This is a genomic window from Janibacter sp. A1S7, assembly GCF_037198315.1.
GTDB classification, from domain to species: domain Bacteria; phylum Actinomycetota; class Actinomycetes; order Actinomycetales; family Dermatophilaceae; genus Janibacter; species Janibacter alittae.
Genome location: NZ_CP144913.1, coordinates 1,851,176 through 1,869,518 on the forward strand (window position 1 = coordinate 1,851,176; position 18,343 = coordinate 1,869,518).

Annotated in this window: 16 protein-coding genes and 1 tRNA gene; 2 read left to right on the forward strand and 15 right to left on the reverse strand. The window is 70.4% G+C overall.

Going from position 1 to position 18,343, the window contains the following annotated elements; genetic code table 11:
* The first annotated feature begins 13 nt into the window (after positions 1-13).
* Positions 14-766 (forward strand): DUF554 domain-containing protein, encoded by a 753-nt coding sequence (locus V1351_RS08805; protein ID WP_338747787.1) that lies wholly within the window; start codon positions 14-16, stop codon positions 764-766.
* A 1-nt stretch (position 767) separates the two neighbouring features.
* On the opposite strand, the gene V1351_RS08810 is transcribed toward V1351_RS08805, so the two are convergent.
* From V1351_RS08810 to hisI, 14 genes are all read right to left on the reverse strand, one after another.
* Positions 768-1,367, reverse strand: a complete 600-nt coding sequence (locus V1351_RS08810) for an ANTAR domain-containing response regulator (protein WP_338747788.1) — start codon at positions 1,365-1,367, stop codon at positions 768-770.
* Positions 1,368-1,395: 28 nt separating this feature from the next.
* Positions 1,396-1,481: transfer RNA gene (locus V1351_RS08815), tRNA-Leu, on the reverse strand.
* Positions 1,482-1,526: 45 nt separating this feature from the next.
* Positions 1,527-3,011 (reverse strand): pyruvate kinase, encoded by a 1,485-nt coding sequence (gene pyk / locus V1351_RS08820; RefSeq protein ID WP_338747789.1) that lies wholly within the window; start codon positions 3,009-3,011, stop codon positions 1,527-1,529.
* A gap of 100 nt (positions 3,012-3,111) precedes the next feature.
* Complete coding sequence (locus V1351_RS08825; RefSeq protein WP_338747790.1) at positions 3,112-4,569, reverse strand: glutamate synthase subunit beta; 1,458 nt, start codon at positions 4,567-4,569, stop codon at positions 3,112-3,114.
* Positions 4,562-9,124 carry a glutamate synthase large subunit gene (gltB, locus tag V1351_RS08830; RefSeq protein ID WP_338747791.1) on the reverse strand — a complete coding sequence of 1,521 codons (4,563 nt, stop codon included), beginning with the start codon at positions 9,122-9,124 and terminating at the stop codon, positions 4,562-4,564. The genes V1351_RS08825 and gltB overlap by 8 nt, the downstream gene beginning before the upstream one ends.
* A gap of 172 nt (positions 9,125-9,296) precedes the next feature.
* Positions 9,297-10,130 (reverse strand): prolipoprotein diacylglyceryl transferase, encoded by an 834-nt coding sequence (lgt, locus tag V1351_RS08835; RefSeq protein ID WP_338752495.1) that lies wholly within the window; start codon positions 10,128-10,130, stop codon positions 9,297-9,299.
* Positions 10,130-10,918: a DsbA family protein gene (locus tag V1351_RS08840; protein ID WP_338747792.1), complete on the reverse strand. Its 789-nt coding sequence runs from the start codon at positions 10,916-10,918 to the stop codon at positions 10,130-10,132. The genes lgt and V1351_RS08840 overlap by 1 nt, the downstream gene beginning before the upstream one ends.
* On the reverse strand, positions 10,915-11,397 hold the full coding sequence (locus V1351_RS08845) for a MauE/DoxX family redox-associated membrane protein (protein ID WP_338747793.1): 483 nt from the start codon (positions 11,395-11,397) through the stop codon (positions 10,915-10,917). Before V1351_RS08845 ends, V1351_RS08840 begins: the two co-directional genes overlap by 4 nt.
* On the reverse strand, positions 11,394-12,200 hold the full coding sequence (trpA, locus tag V1351_RS08850; protein ID WP_338747794.1) for a tryptophan synthase subunit alpha: 807 nt from the start codon (positions 12,198-12,200) through the stop codon (positions 11,394-11,396). Before trpA ends, V1351_RS08845 begins: the two co-directional genes overlap by 4 nt.
* A complete protein-coding gene (gene trpB / locus V1351_RS08855; protein ID WP_338747795.1) occupies positions 12,197-13,414 on the reverse strand; it encodes a tryptophan synthase subunit beta in 1,218 nt (405 codons plus the stop codon). Before trpB ends, trpA begins: the two co-directional genes overlap by 4 nt.
* The gene (trpC, locus tag V1351_RS08860; protein ID WP_338747796.1) at positions 13,411-14,202 is read right to left on the reverse strand and encodes an indole-3-glycerol phosphate synthase TrpC; all 792 of its coding nucleotides are present in this window, start codon (positions 14,200-14,202) and stop codon (positions 13,411-13,413) included. Before trpC ends, trpB begins: the two co-directional genes overlap by 4 nt.
* Positions 14,203-14,211: 9 nt before the next feature.
* Positions 14,212-14,799 carry a Trp biosynthesis-associated membrane protein gene (locus V1351_RS08865; RefSeq protein WP_338747797.1) on the reverse strand — a complete coding sequence of 196 codons (588 nt, stop codon included), beginning with the start codon at positions 14,797-14,799 and terminating at the stop codon, positions 14,212-14,214.
* Positions 14,796-16,370 carry an anthranilate synthase component I gene (locus tag V1351_RS08870; protein ID WP_338747798.1) on the reverse strand — a complete coding sequence of 525 codons (1,575 nt, stop codon included), beginning with the start codon at positions 16,368-16,370 and terminating at the stop codon, positions 14,796-14,798. Before V1351_RS08870 ends, V1351_RS08865 begins: the two co-directional genes overlap by 4 nt.
* Entirely contained in the window at positions 16,367-16,747 is a 381-nt protein-coding gene (hisI, locus tag V1351_RS08875) for a phosphoribosyl-AMP cyclohydrolase (protein ID WP_338747799.1), read from the reverse strand. The genes V1351_RS08870 and hisI overlap by 4 nt, the downstream gene beginning before the upstream one ends.
* 150 nt (positions 16,748-16,897) lie before the next feature.
* On the opposite strand from hisI, the gene V1351_RS08880 reads away from it, so the two are divergent.
* Positions 16,898-17,536: a TIGR03085 family metal-binding protein gene (locus V1351_RS08880; RefSeq protein ID WP_338747800.1), complete on the forward strand. Its 639-nt coding sequence runs from the start codon at positions 16,898-16,900 to the stop codon at positions 17,534-17,536.
* Here the strand turns inward: V1351_RS08880 and hisF are convergent.
* On the reverse strand, positions 17,533-18,339 hold the full coding sequence (gene hisF, locus V1351_RS08885; RefSeq protein ID WP_338747801.1) for an imidazole glycerol phosphate synthase subunit HisF: 807 nt from the start codon (positions 18,337-18,339) through the stop codon (positions 17,533-17,535). The two genes, V1351_RS08880 and hisF, sit on opposite strands and share 4 nt — an antisense overlap.
* Positions 18,340-18,343 lie beyond the last annotated feature (4 nt).

An 18,343-nucleotide genomic window follows, 5' to 3' on the forward strand; every position in this document is an offset into this window, starting at 1 on the left:
GAAGGGCGGATGAGTGGACTTCATCGGTGCGGGCACCGTCCTCAACGTCATCACGGTCGTCATCGGGGCCCTGGCCGGCATGGCCATCGGGGGACGGCTCCCACAGGCGACCCGCGACGTGGTCACCGACTGCCTCGGGCTGGTGACGCTCCTGATGGCGGCACTGTCGGTGATGGAGGTGCTCTCCCCGGCCCTGACCGCGGCCGTGGGGTCGAGCGCGCCGGTACTCATCGTCCTGGGCTCACTGCTCGTCGGCAGCATCCTCGGGTCCCTGGCCGGCATAGAGCGCCGTCTGGAGGCGCTCGCCGGACGGGTTCAGGGGTACCTGGGCCGGGGCCGGTCGGACCACGATGCCCGTGAACGATTCATCGAGGGGTGGCTGACCGCGAGCCTGCTCTTCTGCGTCGGCCCGTTGACGATCCTCGGCAGCCTGGATGACGGCCTCGGACGCGGTATCGACAAGCTCGCGCTGAAGTCCGCGCTGGACGGCTTCGCGGCGTTGGCCTTCGCCTCCACCTTCGGGATCGGGGTGCTCATGTCGGCCGTCAGCGTGGCGGTCGTCCAGGGGTCCCTGACCATCGCCGGAGTCGCACTCGGCGCCGTCCTGCCCGAGGCCCACATCGCCGCGCTGACCGCGACGGGAGGTCTGATCCTCGTCGGTATCGCCCTGCGGCTGCTCCGGATCCGTCAGATCCCGGTGGGTGACATGCTCCCGGCGCTGGTCGTCGCGCCGGTCCTCACGCACCTCGTGGTGGTCCTGGGGTAGATCAGGCCCTGTCCATGCCGGAGACGACCGCGTCGGCGACCTCACGCATGCCCAGACGTCGGTCCATCGCCGTCTTCTGGATCCACCGGAAGGCCTCCGCCTCGGAGATCTTCAACTTCTTCATCAGCACACCCTTGGCCTTCTCGACGGCCTTGCGGGTCTCGAGGCGCTCCCCGAGGTCCGCGACCTCGGACTCGAGGGCCTTCAGCTCCGCCCAGCGCGAGAGCGCCACCTCGACGGCCGGCGTGACGTCGGAGACGGTGAAGGGCTTGACGATGTAGGCCATCACGCCCGCGTCGCGAGCACGCTCGACGAGCTCCTTCTGCGAGAAGGCCGTGAGCATGATCACCGGACAGATCCGCTGCTCGCCGATCGTCTCGGCGGCGGTGAGCCCGTCCATGACCGGCATCTTGATGTCCATGATGATCAGGTCTGGTTGCAGCGACTCGGCCAGGGAGACGGCTTCCTCCCCGTTGCTGGCCTGCCCGACGACCTCGTACCCGGCCTCGGTGAGCATCTCGGCCAGGTCGAGGCGGATCAGCGCCTCGTCCTCGGCCAGCAGCACCCGCTGGCCCTGCCGGCCGTCCGTCTGCGCCGTCATGGTCCATCCTTCGTCGTTGAGTCGTACCTGGTGCCGAGGGCGGGACTCGAACCCGCACGCCCTTTCGGGCAGAGCATTTTGAGTGCTCCGTGTCTGCCATTCCACCACCCCGGCCGGAGTGCGCCGCAAGCATACCGACCCGCGGCGGTGATCCCGTCCTCAGCCCATCCCTCCGGGCAGGGCACCGTCCACGGTGGCGGCGTCCTCCTCGTAGGCGACCGCCGTCTTGTTCCTCGCGTCACCGATCCGGTGGACCCGCAAGGCATTCGTCGAGCCGGGCACCCCCGGAGGGGACCCGGCGACGATGACGACCAGGTCCCCTTCCGTGACCCAGCCCAGCCCGAGCAGGTGCTCGTCGACCTGGAGGGCATACTGGTCGGTGTGGGTCACCGGCCCGGTGAGGAAGGTCTGGATCCCCCAGACCAGGGACAGCTGGGACCGGGTGTCCTGCACGGGGGAGAAGGCGAGCATCGGCAGGCCGGAGCGCACCTGGGCCAGCCGACGGGCACTCCCGCCCAGCTGGGTGAAGGCGATGAGGTACTTGACCCCGAGGGCCTCCCCCACCTCCGCTGCCGCAGCAGTGACGACACCGCCCTGGGATGCGGGCGGTGCCATCAGGTCACGGATACGGCCCAGCCCCTCCTCCTCGGTCGCCTCGATGATCCGCGACATCGTCGTGACGACCTCGACGGGGAACTTGCCGACGGCCGTCTCCCCCGAGAGCATCAGCGCGTCGGCGCCGTCGAGCACGGCGTTGGCCGCGTCGGACGCCTCCGCCCGGGTCGGGCGGGCGTTGTCGATCATCGACTCGAGGACCTGCGTGGCCACGATGACCGGCTTGGCACGCTGGCGGCACAGCTCGACGGCCCGCTTCTGCACGATCGGCACCTCCTCGAGGGGCATCTCCACCCCCAGGTCGCCGCGGGCGACCATGATCCCGTCGAAGGCATCGATGATCGCCTCGAGTGCGTCCACCGCCTGTGGCTTCTCGATCTTGGCGATCACCGGCAGCCGCACCCCGACCTCGTCCATGATCTCGTGCACGCGGCCGATGTCGCGGGGCGAGCGCACGAAGCTCAGTGCGATGTAGTCCGCGCGCAGTCCCAGCGCCCAGCGCAGGTCCTCCTCGTCCTTCTCGGACAGGGCGGGGGCGCTCACGGCGGCACCGGGCAGGTTGATCCCCTTGTTGTCCGAGAGGGGACCGCCGTAGACGACGACGCAGCGCACCTCGGTCCCGTCGACCTCACGGACCGTCAGGCTGATCTTGCCGTCGTCGACGAGGACGCGGTCACCGGCGGCCACATCATCGGTCAGGCCGGGGTAGGTCGTACCGACGATCTGCTGGTCACCCCGGACGTCCCGGGTGCTGATCGTGAAGTGGTCCCCAGCCTTGAGGTGGATCGGTCCGTCGGCGAACCTGCCGATGCGGATCTTGGGGCCCTGCAGGTCGACGAGGACACCGACGGCGCGACCGACGGCGTCGCTGGCAGCACGCACGCTGCGGTAGTTCGCCTCGTGGATCGAGTGGTCACCGTGGGACAGGTTGAACCGCGCCACGTCGACGCCCGCGGTGACGAGCTCGCGGATGCGGTCGGGGGTGGAGGTCGAGGGGCCGAGCGTGGAGACGATCTTGGCGCGTCGCATGGTTCCACCCTATGCCGACCTCCCGGAGCCGCTCACGGCCCACCGATCCACGAAGGGGGCGGGACTCGCTGGGCGGTCACGCCCCCTTCGCCGACCGGCATCACGCCGTGAGCGGCCGGTCCGTGGGGTCGACGGGGCGGGGCAGCTGGGAGCTGCCCATGAGGAAGGCGTCCACGCCCTGTGCGGCGGCCCGTCCCTCGGCGATGGCCCAGACGATGAGCGACTGGCCGCGGCCGGCGTCACCGGCGACGAAGACACCCGGGACATCACTCTGGTAGTCGCGCCCGCGGACGATGTTCGAGCGCTCGTCCGTCGTCAGGTCCAGCTGGGCGACGATGCCCTCGGGCTCGGGACCCAGGAAACCCATCGCCAGCAGCACGAGTTGCGCGGGCAGCACCCGCTCGGTGCCCGCCACCGGCTCGAAACCGGAGTCGGTGCGCTCGACCTCGGTCAGCCGCAGCCCCGAGACCGCGCCGTGCTCGTCGCCGATGATCTCGGTGGTCGAGACCGCGTAGACGCGCTCGCCGCCCTCCTCGTGGGCCGAGGCGACCCGGAAGAGCATCGGGTAGGTCGGCCACGGCTGGCTGTCGGGACGCTCCGGCCCCGGCTGCGGCATGATCTCCAGACTGGTGACCGAGCGCGCCCCCTGGCGCAGCGAGGTGCCGAGGCAGTCGGCGCCGGTGTCACCGCCACCGATGATGATGACGTCCTTGTCCGCTGCCGTCACCTGTCCCTCGACCTCCTCGCCGAGGGCGACCCGGTTGGCCGGCGGCAGGAAGTCCATCGCCTGGACCACCCCGTCCAGCGCACGACCGGGAACGGGCAGGTCACGCGGCACGGTGGCACCCGTGGCGAGGACGACGGCGTCGTACCGGTCACGCAGCTGCTGACCGGTCAGCTCGCCACCGACGTCGACGCCGGAACGGAAGCGGGTGCCCTCGGCCTTCATCTGCTGGATGCGGCGGTCGACGATCCGCTTCTCCATCTTGAACTCCGGGATCCCGTAGCGCAGCAGCCCACCGGGCGCGTCGGCGCGCTCGTAGACCGCGACGGTGTGCCCGGCCCGGGTCAGCTGCTGGGCGGCGGCCAGCCCCGCGGGCCCGGAGCCGACCACGGCCACCGTCTTGCCGGTGAGACGGTCCGGGATCTGTGGCGGGACGTCACCGCGGCCGAAGGCCTGCTCGATGATGGTCACCTCGACCTGCTTGATCGTCACGGCCGGCTGGTTGATGCCCAGGACGCACGCGGTCTCGCACGGTGCGGGGCACAGACGACCCGTGAACTCCGGGAAGTTGTTCGTCGCGTGCAGCCGCTCGATCGCATCGTGCCAGTCGCCGCGGCGGGCGAGGTCGTTCCACTCCGGGATGAGGTTGCCCAGCGGGCAGCCCGAGTGGCAGAACGGGATGCCGCAGTCCATGCAGCGTCCGGCCTGGCGCTGCAGCTCGCCGGACTGCTGCTCCTCGTAGACCTCCTTCCAGTCCTTGATGCGCACGTCGACGGGGCGACGAGCGGGCAGCTCACGCTCGCGGGTGGTGAGAAAGCCGTGCGGGTCAGCCACGGGAAGCCTCCATGATCCGGTCCCAGACAAGCGGTCCGTCGACGTCGAGGCCCTCGGCCTCGGCATCGGCCCGCACGTCGAGGACGCGCTGGTAGTCGCGGGGAAGGACGAGCGAGATGCGGTCCAGGCCGCGTTCGGGGTCCGCCAGGAGCTCCGTGGCCACGGCTGAGCCGGTCTCCTCGAGGTGCTGGGTCAGCAGGTCGAGCACCACCTCCCGGTCAGCAGGGCGAAGGGGGGTGACGTCGACGAGCTCGCGGTTGACCAGCGACTCCTCGAGGTCGAGGACGAAGGCATTGCCGCCGGACATACCGGCCGCGAAGTTGCGGCCGGTGTGCCCGAGCACGAGGACGGTGCCACCGGTCATGTACTCGCACCCGTGGTCGCCGACGCCCTCCACCACGGCGACGGCACCGGAGTTGCGGACGCAGAAGCGCTCGCCGACGACTCCGCGCAGGAAGAGCTGTCCGGACGTCGCTCCGTAGCCGATGACGTTGCCCGCGATGACGTTGTCCTCGGCGACGAAATTCGCATCCTCCGGTGGCCGCACGATGATCCGACCACCGGAGAGGCCCTTGCCCACGTAGTCGTTGGCATCGCCGAGCATGCGCAGCGTGATTCCTGCCGGCAGGAACGCGCCCAGGCTCTGACCGGCCGAGCCGGTCAGGGTCAGGGTGATCGTTCCGTCGGGCAGCCCCTCGGGGCTGCGCTTGGTCACCTCGTGGCCGAGCATCGTGCCCAGGGTGCGGTTGACGTTGCGCACCGGCACCTCGGCCGCGACCGTCGTGCCATCGGCCAGGGCCGGCGCGGCGAGCTCGATCAGTCGGTGGTCGAGGGCGTCCTCGAGCCCATGGTCCTGGGCGCGGCCGTGCCGCACACCGGACCCGTCGAAGGAGCTGACCTCGGCGAAGATCGGCCCGAGGTCGAGTCCGGAGGCCTTCCAGTGGTCAACGGCCCGCCGGGTGTCGAGCAGGTCGACCCGACCGATCGCCTCGTCGAGAGTGCGCATGCCCAGGCCGGCGAGCAGCTCACGCACCTCCTGCGCGATGTACTCGAAGAAGGTCTCGACGAACTCCGGTGTGCCGGAGTAGCGCTCCCGCAGTTGCGGGTTCTGGGTCGCGATCCCCACCGGACAGGTGTCCAGATGGCACACCCGCATGAGGATGCAGCCACTGACGACGAGGGGTGCGGTCGCGAAGCCGAACTCCTCGGCACCGAGCAGCGCCCCGACCATCACGTCCCGACCGGTCTTGATCTGACCATCCACCTGGACGGCGATCCGGTCCCGGAGGCCGTTGAGCACGAGGGTCTGCTGGGTCGAGGCGAGGCCGAGCTCCCACGGTCCCCCGGCGTGCTTGAGCGACGTCAGCGGTGAGGCGCCGGTCCCGCCGTCGTGCCCGGAGATGAGCACGACGTCGGCGTGGGCCTTGCTCACACCGGCGGCGACCGTGCCGACGCCGACCTCGCTGACCAGCTTCACGTGTACCCGCGCCTGCGGGTTCGCGTTCTTCAGGTCATGGATCAGCTGCGCGAGGTCCTCGATCGAGTAGATGTCGTGGTGGGGCGGAGGGCTGATCAGGCCGACGCCGGGGGTGGAGTGCCGGGTGCTGGCCACCCATGGATACACCTTCGGCCCGGGCAGCTGTCCCCCTTCGCCCGGCTTGGCGCCCTGCGCCATCTTGATCTGGATGTCGTCGCTGTGGGTGAGATAGCTCGAGGTGACGCCGAAGCGGCCCGAGGCGACCTGCTTGATCGAGCTGCGTCTCTGCGGGTCCAGCAGGCGGTCGAGGTCCTCACCGCCCTCCCCCGTGTTGGAGCGCCCGCCGATCCGGTTCATCGCAACGGCAAGCGTCTCGTGCGCCTCCTTGCTGATCGAGCCGTAGCTCATCGCGCCGGTGGAGAATCGTTTGATGATCTCGCTGGCCGGCTCCACCTCGTCGATGCTGATGGGTGGCTGCGCCCGGTCGTCGGCGAAGGAGAAGAGACCGCGCAGGGTCATCAACCGCTCAGCCTGCTCGTTCACCCGCGAGGTGTACTGCGTGAAGATGTCGTACCGACGCGCACGGGTGGAGTGCTGCAGGCGGAAGACGGTGTCCGGGTCGAAGAGGTGCGGCTCGCCCTCGCGTCGCCACTGGTACTCGCCGCCGACCTCCAGCCTGCGGTGCGGCAGGCGCACCCCCTCGCGCGGGTAGGCACTGGCGTGCCGGGCCGCGGTCTCGGCGGCGATGACGTCCAGTCCGATCCCGCCGAGCTGGCTGACCGTCCCGGTGAAGTACTCGTCGACGAGGCCCTGCCCGAGCCCCAGAGCCTCGAAGACCTGTGCGCCCCGGTAGGAGGCCACCGTGGAGATGCCCATCTTCGACATCACCTTGAGCACTCCCTTGCCGAGCGCCCGGATGAGGTTGGCAACGGCCGTTTCCTCGTCGACCTCGGTGATGACCTCGCGTCGGGCCATGTCCTCGACGGACTCCATCGCGAGGTAGGGGTTGACCGCCGCGGCGCCGTAGCCGATCAGCAGGGCGACGTGGTGGACCTCGCGCACGTCACCCGCCTCGACGATGAGCCCGACCTGCGTACGGGTGCGCTCCCGGAGCAGGTGGTGGTGCACGGCGGAGGTGAGCAGCAGCGACGGGATCGGCGCGCGGTCCCGGCCGGAGTCGCGATCCGAGAGGACGATGAAGCGGGCGCCCTGCGTGATCGCCTCGGAGACCTCCTCGCAGATCGTGGTCAGGCGGGCGCGCAGGGCCTCGTGGCCACCGTTGACGTCGTAGAGGCCACGCACGACGTGGGTGGCCTTGCCGGGCCACTCCCGGTCGGCGTCGATGTGCACGATCTTCGCCAGCTCGTCGTTGTCGATCACCGGGAAGGGCAGCACGACCTGCCGGGCGTGGTCCGGATCAGCGGAGAGGACGTTTCCCTGCGGCCCGATCGCCGTGCCCAGGGCCGTCACGAGCTCCTCGCGGATCGAGTCGAGCGGCGGGTTGGTCACCTGCGCGAACATCTGGGTGAAGTAGTCGAAGAGCAGTCGGGGCTTCTCCGACAGGACGGCCACCGGGGTGTCGGTGCCCATGGAGCCCAGGGCCTCGGTCCCCTTCGTGGCCATGGGCGTGAGCAGGATCTTCAGCTCCTCCTGCGTGTAGCCGAAGGTCTGCTGCCGGCGTGCGACGGAGGCCGGCGTGTGCATGACGTGCTCACGCGGGGGCAGGTCCGCCAACATGATCCGCCCCTCGTCGAGCCACTGCCCGTAGGGGTGATCGGTCGCGAGCTGCTCCTTGATCTCCTCGTCCTCGATGATCCGTCCCTCGGCGGTGTCGACGAGGAACATCCGACCGGGCTGGAGACGGCCCTTGGCGACCACGTGCTTCGGTTCGATCTCCAGGACCCCGGTCTCCGAGGCGAGGACGACGAGCCCGTCGTCACTCACCTGGTAGCGCCCGGGACGCAGGCCGTTGCGGTCGAGCACGGCGCCGACGAGGCGCCCGTCGGTGAAGGTCACGCACGCGGGGCCGTCCCAGGGCTCCATGAACATCGAGTGGAACTCGTAGAAGTCCTTGAGCGCGGGATCCATCGTCGCGTGGTTCTCCCACGCCTCGGGGATCATCATCAGCACGGCGTGCGGCAGCGAGCGGCCACCGAGGTGGAGCAGCTCGAGGACCTCGTCGAAGGACGCCGAGTCGGACGCCTCCGGGGTGCAGACCGGCAGGATCCGCTGCAGATCACCCCGGATGATGTCACTGCGCAGGAGGGACTCACGCGCCCGCATCCAGTTGCGGTTGCCCTTGACGGTGTTGATCTCCCCGTTGTGGGCGATGAATCGGAAGGGATGGCTCAGCGGCCAACTGGGGAAGGTGTTGGTGGAGAAGCGTGAGTGGACCAGGCCCAGCTCGCTCTCGAACCGCTCGTCGGACAGATCGGGGTAGAAGGGCTCGAGCTGTGCCGTGGTCAACATGCCCTTGTAGACCATGGTCTTGGCGGACAGGGACGCGAAGTACACGCCCGTCTCCCGCTCGGCCCGCTTGCGGGTCACGAACGCCAGTCGTTCCAGCATGAGACCTGAGACCTCACCGCCGGGCGCGGCGATGAAGAGCTGATGGAAGTCGGGCATGCAGTCACGCGCCATCCGGCCGACGATCTCCCGATCGACCGGGACCTGCCGCCAGCCGAGGACCTGCAGCCCCTCCTCGGTGATGATCTCCTCGATCCGGCCGACCATGGCCGCTCGCTCGTCGTCGTCCGTCGGCACGTACGCGGTACCGACCGCGTAGTGCCCGGCCTCCGGCAGGGTGAAGTCGACGACCTCGCGCAGGAACCGGTCCGGGACCTGGGTGAGGATGCCCGCGCCGTCACCGACGAGCGGGTCGGCGCCGGTGGCACCGCGGTGCTCGAGGTTGGTCAGGGCGAGCAGCGCGTGCTCGATGATGTCGTGACCGGCGTGACCGCGCATCGTCGCGACCATGGCGACGCCACAGGCATCGCGCTCGGTGTCGCGACGGTAGAGACCCGTGTCCGGAGGAAGGGCCGACCAGCGCTCGTAGGGGGAGAAGGACACAGGGGTCACGTCGGGTCACCGTCCTTGAGGTGCAATCGGGTCGGACAGGCTCGCGTCGACCTGGCACGGACGTCGCGGATACCTGCTGGTGGGATCCGCAGACACCGGTGGCCGCGGTGCGGAGAAGAGTAGCAGCGCCACGTCTTGCTGGATGAGAATCTTGTTCTCACCTAGTGAGATTTCAGGCGCGGGCGCGCTCGCGCCTCCCGAAAATCCGGAACATGACGACTCCCAACGTGAAGACGATCACACTCACCCAGATATTCACGCGCAGTCCCAGGATCGTGTTCGCCGCGTCCGTTCGCATCATCTCGATGAACAACCGGCCCGCCGGATAGCCGGCGACGTAGAGCGCGAAGACCTGCCCGCGCGCCAGCACGACTCGACGGTCGACGACCAGGAGCACGATCGCCAGCGCGAACAGGAAGAGTGACTCGTAGAGGAAGGTCGGTTGGAAGGTGCCGAGGACGACCGGGTCCCCCGCTGCATCCACCACCGCCTGGCCGGACGCCGCATCGAAGCGGTGGATCTCCAGACCCCACGGGAGATCAGTGGGCTCACCGTAGATCTCGTTGTTGAACCAGTTGCCCCAGCGGCCGATCCCCTGGGCGATGAGCACGCCCGGTGCGACGGCGTCGGTGAAGTCGAGGAAGCGGACCCCGGTCGAGCGCAGTCCGATCCAGGCCCCCACGGCGCCGAGGGCGACCGCGCCCCAGATGCCGAGTCCGCCCTGCCAGATCTTCAGCGCGTCCAGCGGGGTGCCGTCCTCCCCGAAGTACGGCTGGGGCGTGGTGACGACGTGGTAGAGCCGGCCACCGATGATGCCGAAGGGCACGGCCCACATGGCCACATCGAGGACGACGCCCTCCTCGGCGCCACGATCGCGCAGCCGCCGGTCCCCCATCCAGATCGCCACGGCGATCCCGGCGAGGATGCACAGGGCGTAGGCGTGGATGGTCAGTGGGCCGAGCTCGATGGCGGCCGTCGTGGGCGAAGGGAGCGCCCCGGGGGCGATCACTGCCGGGCCACCATGTCCTCGGGCACGTCACCGCTGGTGAGGATCTGCTTCAGGGTGTCGGTGTCCACCTCTCCGGTCTGCTGGTCGATCACGCTGCCCCAGTTGAACGGCGTCCCGTCGACCTCCACCGTCGGTGTCCCCTTGATCCCGGACTCCACCGCGGCGTCGTCGACGCTCTGGACGTAGTCCACGTAGGTGTGCTCGTCGGTGCACTGCTGCCACTCGTCGAGCCCGTCGCCCGTGAGGCCGGCTCGCTCCGCAGCCTGCGTGTAGGCGGCGTCGGGGAAGCCGTCAGCGGTCTCCTGCTGCGGCTGCAACGCGAACAGCGCCTCGTGGTACTCGGTCCACTTGCCCTGGTTCGCGGCGCAGAGGGCGCTCGAACCGGCGATCGCCGACGACTCGCCACCGACATTGTTGTCGATGAGGGTCATCAGGTGCACCCGCAGTCGGATCTTCCCGTCCTGGGCCAGCTGGGTGACGGTCTCTCCCTCGTACTGCTCGAAGGCCTTGCACGCGGGGCAGCGGAAGTCCTCGTAGATGTCGACGACGGGCGCGTCCTTGGCCGGATCGGCGTCCGCGTAGGGCTCGACGGGCTCGCCCTTGGTCACGCCCTGCGGCAGCGCGTCCACGCCGCCGGAGTCGCGCACGGCGTTGACGACGACGGCGCCGACGACGAGGACGATGGCCACGATGAGGACGATCCCACCGACGATGACGGCATTGGCCCCGCCGCCGGTGCCCTTGGCTGCGGCCTGCGCCTTGGCCTTGCGGTCCTGGTTGCTCACGTGTGCTCCTTCACGTCGGCGAAGAGGTATCGATCAAGACTGAGGGCGGTGCGTGGCCGGACGAGGAGCCACACCCCGCAGAGGGCGAGACCGAGGTCGCGGGCGATCTCCTGCCCGTATCTCGTCTCGTCGGCCGCCACGTCGCCGCCACCGCCGAAGCAGCCGCAGTCGATGGTCAGTCCCCGGGCCCACGCCTGGGCGATGCCGATGACGAAGGCGGCCATGAGCAGCGTGCCCAGGAGCGCGTTGATCCGGGTGAAGAGACCGAGGACGAGGAGCAGCCCGATGATGACCTCGATCCAGGGCAGGGCGTATCCGATGTACTTGGCCACCTCGAAGGGCATGACGTCGTAGCCCTGGACTGCGCGCGCGGCCCCTCGGGGATTGCCGAGCTTCAACCCACCCGCGACGAGGAGGACCCCGCCGAGGGCGAGTCGGGCCGCCAGACCCACGAGGTCCGGGAGACGCTGTCTGCTCATGCGCGTCCCCGCACGCCCTCCGCCAGTTCCCGGGTGAGGTCGCGCAGCGCTGCCAGCCCCTCCTCGGGGGCACGATCGAGCATGGTGCTCACCAGGGCGGAGCCCACGATGACTCCGTCGGCGAAGGAGGCCACCTCGGCGGCCTGGGAGCCCGTGCTGACTCCGAGACCCACGCAGAGCGGCAGGTCGGTCGTCGCCCGGACACGTGCGACCAGAGCCGACGCCGCACCTCCCACGCTCCCGCGGGCACCGGTGACGCCCATCGTCGAGGCGGTGTAGACGAACCCGCTCGTCGCGCCGGTGACCGCGGCGATGCGCTCGGTCGTCGAGCTCGGTGCGACGAGGAAGATGCGGTCGAGCCCGTGCCGCTCGCTCGCGGTGCGCCACTCCCCCGCTTCCTCCGGGATGAGGTCCGGGGTGATGATCCCCGCGCCGCCGGCGGCAGCGAGGTCGGCAGCGTAGCGGTCGACTCCCCGGCGCAGGACGAGGTTCCAGTAGGACATGACCACCGGAACTGCTCCGGCCTCCCTGGCCGCCGAGACGGCCCGGAAGACGTCGTCGACGTGGACCCCCTTCGCCAGTGCCTCGGTGGCGGCGCGCTGGATGACCGGGCCGTCCATGACCGGGTCGCTGTAGGGCATGCCGACCTCGACGATGTCAGCACCGGCCTCGGCCAGGGTGCGCACCGCGTCGATGGAACCCTCGACGCTCGGGTACCCGACGGGCAGGTAGCCGATCAGTGCAGCACGGCCCTCGTCGCGACACCGGGCGAAGACGTCGGCCAGCCCCGGGGAGGCGCTCATGCCTGATCTCCCTCGTCACCGTCGACCAGCCCGAACCACTCGGCGACCGTGTGCATGTCCTTGTCGCCGCGGCCGGAGAGATTGACGAGCAGGACGGCCTCGGGACCGAGTTCCCGGCCGATGTCGAGCGCCGCGGACAGGGCGTGCGCCGACTCGAGTGCCGGGATGATGCCCTCGGTGCGACACAGCAGCTCGAAGGCGTGCATCACCTGCTCATCCGTGGCGTAGCGGTACTCCGCCCGGCCCGAATCGCGCAGGAACGAGTGCTCCGGACCGACGCTCGGGTAGTCCAGTCCTGCGGAGACGGAGTGCGTCTCGAGGGTCTGGCCCTCCTCGTCCTGCATGAGGTAGCTCATCGCTCCGTGGAGCACGCCGGGCTCGGCCGTCGCGAAGCGCGCCGCGTGCCGTCCGGTCTCGATGCCCTCGCCACCGGCCTCGACGCCGACGAGACGGACCGCCTCGTCGCCGACGAACCGGTGGAAGATGCCCATGGCGTTGGACCCGCCGCCGACGCAGGCGATGACGGCGTCCGGGAGACGTCCGGTCAGCTCGAGGACCTGCTCGCGGGCCTCCTCTCCGATGATCCTGTGGAAGTCACGGACCATCTCGGGGAAGGGGTGGGGGCCGGTGACCGTGCCCAGGACGTAGTGGGTGTGCTCGACATTGGTCACCCAGTCGCGCATGGCCTCGTTGATCGCGTCCTTGAGAGTGGCGCTGCCGTGCTCGACCGGCACGACGGTGGCCCCGAGGACCCGCATGCGGGCGACGTTGAGCGCCTGGCGTTCGGTGTCGACGCGACCCATGTAGACCGTGCACTCCAGGCCCATGAGCGCCGCCGCCGTCGCGGTCGCGACACCGTGCTGGCCGGCACCCGTCTCGGCGATGACGCGCTGCTTGCCCATGCGCTTGGTCAGCAGGGCCTGGGCAAGGACGTTGTTGATCTTGTGGCTGCCGGTGTGGTTGAGGTCCTCGCGCTTGAGGATGATCCGCGCCCCCCCGGCGTGCTCGGCGAAGCGGGGGACCTCGGTGATGATGCTCGGCCGGCCCGTGTAGGTGCGGTGCAGCCGGGCCAGCTCGTCGAGGAAGTCGGGGTCGACCATGGCCTTCAGGCGGGCCTCGTCCAGCTCTTCGAGCGCGGGGATCAGCGCCTCGGGCACGTAGCGCCCACCGAAGGCGCCGAATCGTCCCGGTGTGGGCTGCTGCTGCTCGCTCATCGCGTGGCTCCCGCCTCGATCATGCTGCGCACACCCGCCGCGGGGTCTCCCCCGATCACGAGGGCCTCTCCGACGAGGACGGCGTCGGCACCGGCACGGGCGAAGAGCCGCGCGTCCTCGGGCCCCTGCACCCCGGACTCGGCGACCCGCACGCATGCCTGCGGGATGAGCGGAGCCAGCCGGGCAAAGGTGTCGTGGTGGACCTCGAGGGTCTTGAGGTTGCGGTTGTTGACCCCGATCACCGTGGCCCCGAGGTCGACCGCGCGGGTTGCCTCCGCCTCGTCGTGGACCTCGACCAGGCAGGTCATGCCGAGCCTTCCGGCCAGAGCCATCAACGAGGCCAGACGCGCGTCGTCGAGGGCCGCGACGATGAGCAGGACGATGTCGGCGCCCCGGGCGCGAGCCTCCCAGACCTGGTACTCGCTCACCATGAAGTCCTTGCGCAGCACGGGCAGGTCGACGGCGGCGCGGACGGCGCTGAGGTCGTCCAGCGACCCGGAGAAACGCCGCTCCTCGGTGAGCACCGAGATGGCTGTGGCCCCACCCTCGGCGTAGGCGCTCGCCAACGCCGCCGGGTCGGGGATGCGGGACAGATCGCCCTTGCTCGGGCTCTTGCGCTTCACCTCGGCGATGACGGACAGGCCCGGACGCCGCAGCAGGGCCTGGGCATCGCGTGGCGCCGGCATGCCGTCGCACTGTCGCTGGAGCTGCTCGAGCGGGAGCCGGGCCTCGCGCCCGGCCAGGTCCTCACGGACACCGTCGATGATCTGGTCGAGGACAGTGGGCATGTCCACAGGCTAGTCGACGCTCGGGTCGTCCCCGCGTGTGACCCGGTCCCAGTCGGAGTCGACGCGCTCACCACGCGCACCACCCACCTGGGTGGCCCCGTCACCGGCCGGCCGCTCGTACCTGCCACCGAGCGCGCCCCACCGGCGGCCGCCCACGACGGCCCCGGCCGCGGCGACCAGCAGCAGCACGGCGCCGGCGACGGCGACCCACGGCCAGGCGCTGGCGGATCCGGTGGCCTCGAGGGTGCCCGTGGTGCCGGAGCCCTCGGCGGCGACGGCCCCGAGCACCTCGGGCGCACTCAGTACCGCGCGCACCGACAGTGCGCTGACCCCGACCCCGACCCCGACCATGGCCAGGATGCTGATCCACCGGGCGATCCGACCGGAGGTCGTCGCGGCGACCGCGGCAGCCATCGCGACGAGCGCAAGACCGGCCAGGCCGGGCGCCGCCTCGCTCCCGACCGCGATCGCCCGGACGGGACCGGCCGGGCCGTCGACGGTCCCCGTGATCCAGTCCGCGCGACCGGCCGCCAGCATGATGATCCCGGCGGCGATCGCGAGCAGCACCACGGCGGGCTTGCGCGTGAGCCGGCTCATCGGGCTGCACTCCCCACGGGGCGCACCGCGCGGGCGGCCGCAACGGCCGCCAGGGCCGAGCCGGCCTTGTGCACCGTCTCCTCCTGCTCCAGCGCGGGGACGGAGTCGGCGACGATGCCCGCACCGGCCTGCACGTGGGCGACGCCGTCCTTGATCAGGGCGGTGCGGATGGCGATCGCCATGTCCATGTCCCCGTGGAAGTCCAGGTAGCCGACGACCCCGCCGTAGACACCCCGCCGGCTGCGTTCGTACTTCTCGACCAGCTGGAGGGCCCGGGGCTTCGGCGCCCCGGACAGGGTCCCGGCCGGGAAGGTGGCGACGAGCACGTCGAAGGCGTTCACCCCCTTCGCCATCTCGCCGACGAGCGTGGACTCGAGGTGGATCACGTGGCTGTAGCGGCGCAGGTTCATGAATTCGACACAGTCGACGGTGCCTGCGGCACACACCTTCTGCAGGTCGTTGCGACCCAGGTCGACGAGCATGACGTGCTCGGAGCGCTCCTTGGGGTCACCGATCAGGTCCTCCTCGAGCTGGAGGTCGTGCTCCGGGGACTTCCCGCGTGGCCGGGTACCGGCGATCGGGTGGGTGATCGCCCGGCGGCCGGTGACCTTCACCAGGGCCTCCGGCGAGGAGCCGACGACGTCGTAGGTGGACCCGTCGGGGTGCGGCAGGCGCACGAAGTACATGTACGGGCTGGGGTTGGACCGGCGCAGCGCCCGGTAGACCTCGAGGCCGTCGACGGGGCACGGGGTGGAGAAGCGTTGGGAGAGCACGACCTGGAACACCTCCCCGGCGCGGATCTCCTCCTTGGCCTCCTCGACGATCTCCTCGAAGCGCTCGACGTCCACGTCGCTCTCCACCTCGGTTCGGGCGGCGGCGGCCACCTCCGGATCGACCGTCGCGACCGTGCTCTCCGCGGGCGCCGCCAGACACTCGGCCATCGCATCGATCCGGGCCACGGCGTCCCGCCAGGCCTCCTCGACGCGCTCGTCGGTGTCGTCGTAGTTGATCGCGTTGGCCACGAGCAGCACCGATCTGTCGCTGTGGTCGAGCACGGCGACGTCGGTGGCCAGGACCAGGCCGAGCTCCGGCACCCCGAGGACGTCGGGAAGCCGACTCGGGATCGTCTCCCACCGGCGCACCGCGTCGTAGGAGACCGCCCCCACCATCCCGCTGGTGAACGGCGGCAGACCGTCGACGGGTTCGGTGGCCAGGGCCTCCAGGGTGGAGCGAAGGGCGGTGGTCGGGTCACCCTCGGTCGGCACCCCGACGGGCGGCTCACCGATCCAGTGCACCTGCCCGTCCTGCTCGGTCAGCGTCGCGTGGCTCCGGGAGCCGACGATCGACCATCGGGACCACACACCGCCGTGCTCGGCGGACTCGAGCAGGAAGGTGCCGGGAGCACCGCCACCGAGCTTGCGGTACACGCCGACGGGCGTTTCGCCGTCGGCGATGAGTCGGCGCACGACCGGCACGACCCGGCGATCCCGGGCCAGGACGGTGAAGGCGTCGAGATCGGGCCAGGTGCGGCCCGGGCTCAGGTCCGGGATCTCGCTGCGGGGCGCGGTCATGCACGCGCTCCCACGACGGCACCGAGGTCGCCGGCGTCGAAGCAGGTTCGCCTTCCGGTGTGACAGGCAGCCCCGACCTGGTCGACGCGCACGAGCAGTGCGTCACCATCGCAGTCGAGTGCCACCGAACGCACGTGCTGAGTGTGGCCGGAGGTGTCACCCTTGCGCCAGTACTCCCCGCGACTGCGCGACCAGAAGGTCACCCGACCCGAGGTCAGGGTGCGCCGCAGCGCCTCGTCGTCCATCCAACCGAGCATGAGCACCTCACCGGTGTCGTGCTGCTGGATGACGGCCGCGACGAGTCCGGCGGGATCACGGCTCAGTAGGGCCGCGACCTCGTCGGGGAGGGGCGAGGTAGGAGTGGACACGCCTGCCATTCTGCACTCCGACGCATGCCGCTGCCGAGCCGCCCACACGGTGCCTGTCGGGTCTCGAATCGGCCACGGCCACCCGGTCGGCGTGGCGCGGTCAGGTGTCGGGGCTACCCTTCGACCTCAGATGCCCCTGCCCCCGACCACGGAGCACCGATGACCCGTCATGCCAGCATCGAGCGAGCCGCCCTGTGCGACACCTTCCTCGAGGTCGGACCCGATGCACCCACCCTCTGCGGCGGATGGAGCAGCGGCGACCTGCTCGCCCACCTGATCGTGCGAGAAGGCCGCCCGGACGCCTCGGCCGGCATCGTCGTCCCCGCCCTGTCGGGACGCGCGGAGACGGCCATGGCGCGGCTGCGGGCGCGCCACGACCACGAGACGCTCGTCGAGCGGTTGCGCCAGGGACCGCCCAGGTGGCACCCGACCCGCGTCCCCGTGGTTGACGAGAAGGTCAACCTCGTGGAGTTCTTCGTGCACCACGAGGACGTCCTGCGCGCCGGCCTCGGCGCTCCCCGCCGCTCGCTCAGCCGGGAGCACGTGGCCGCCCTCGGGGATCAGCTCGCCCTGGTGGGCCGCCTGCTCTTCCGCCGCACGAACGGGGCACGGGTGGAGCTCGTCACCGCCAAGCGCCGCACCCGGATCGGTTCCGGCGACGGGCCGGTGGTCCAGATCCACGGACGTCCCGGCGAGATCCTGCTCTTCGGCTTCGGCCGTCGGGACGTCGCCGAGGTCGAGCTCATCGGACCTCCGGAGGCCGTCGAGACGGTCCGGACGGCGGACTACAGCCTCTAGGAGCCGCTCCTGCCGGCCCCGGCATCACCGCGACGCACCGGGTGACCGGTGGCGGCCAGTGCGTCCTTGACCTCGCTGAGCGTCACCTCACCGAAGTGGAAGATGCTCGCCGCGAGTACGGCGTCGGCGCCGGTGTCCACCGCGGGTGGGAAGTGCTCCGCAACACCGGCACCCCCGCTGGCGATCACCGGGATGCCCACCTCGGGTCGCACCGCCGCGATGAGCTCGAGGTCGAAGCCTGCCTTGGTGCCGTCCCTGTCCATCGAGTTGAGCAGGATCTCACCGGCACCGAGCTCGGCAGCCCGCGCGCACCACTCGACGGCATCGATCCCGGTGCCGCGCCGACCGCCGTGGGTCGTCACCTCGAAGCCGCCCACGAGGGAGCCGCTCTCGTCCCGTCGGCGACGCACGTCGGCGGAGAGCACGAGCACCTGGGCGCCGAAGCGGTCGGCGACCTCGCTGATCAGCTCCGGGCGCGCGATGGCTGCGGTGTTGACCCCGACCTTGTCCGCCCCGCAGCGCAGCAGCCGGTCGACGTCCTCGACGGTGCGTACTCCGCCACCGACGGTCAACGGGATGAAGACCTCCTCTGCGGTCCTGGTGACGACGTCATAGGTCGTGGACCGATCGCCGCTGCTGGCGGTGACGTCGAGGAAGGTCAGCTCGTCCGCCCCTTCGGCCCCGTACCGACGAGCGAGCTCGACCGGGTCGCCGGCGTCACGGAGGTTGTCGAAGTTGACGCCCTTGACGACCCGTCCGGCGTCGACGTCGAGACAGGGGATGACACGCACGGCGAGGGACACGGCT

Excerpts from the sequence above, each read along its gene's own strand:
- trpB (WP_338747795.1), bottom strand. The coding sequence starts at position 13,414 with ATGAGCGAGCAGCAGCAGCCCACACCGGGACGATTCGGCGCCTTCGGT.
- V1351_RS08870 (WP_338747798.1), bottom strand. The coding sequence starts at position 16,370 with ATGACCGCGCCCCGCAGCGAGATCCCGGACCTGAGCCCGGGCCGCACC.
- V1351_RS08810 (WP_338747788.1), bottom strand. The coding sequence starts at position 1,367 with ATGACGGCGCAGACGGACGGCCGGCAGGGCCAGCGGGTGCTGCTGGCC.
- trpA (WP_338747794.1), bottom strand. The coding sequence starts at position 12,200 with ATGAGCGCCTCCCCGGGGCTGGCCGACGTCTTCGCCCGGTGTCGCGAC.
- V1351_RS08880 (WP_338747800.1), top strand. The coding sequence starts at position 16,898 with ATGACCCGTCATGCCAGCATCGAGCGAGCCGCCCTGTGCGACACCTTC.
- hisI (WP_338747799.1), bottom strand. The coding sequence starts at position 16,747 with ATGGCAGGCGTGTCCACTCCTACCTCGCCCCTCCCCGACGAGGTCGCG.
- pyk (WP_338747789.1), bottom strand. The coding sequence starts at position 3,011 with ATGCGACGCGCCAAGATCGTCTCCACGCTCGGCCCCTCGACCTCCACC.
- V1351_RS08845 (WP_338747793.1), bottom strand. The coding sequence starts at position 11,397 with ATGAGCAGACAGCGTCTCCCGGACCTCGTGGGTCTGGCGGCCCGACTC.
- V1351_RS08865 (WP_338747797.1), bottom strand. The coding sequence starts at position 14,799 with ATGAGCCGGCTCACGCGCAAGCCCGCCGTGGTGCTGCTCGCGATCGCC.
- trpC (WP_338747796.1), bottom strand. The coding sequence starts at position 14,202 with ATGCCCACTGTCCTCGACCAGATCATCGACGGTGTCCGTGAGGACCTG.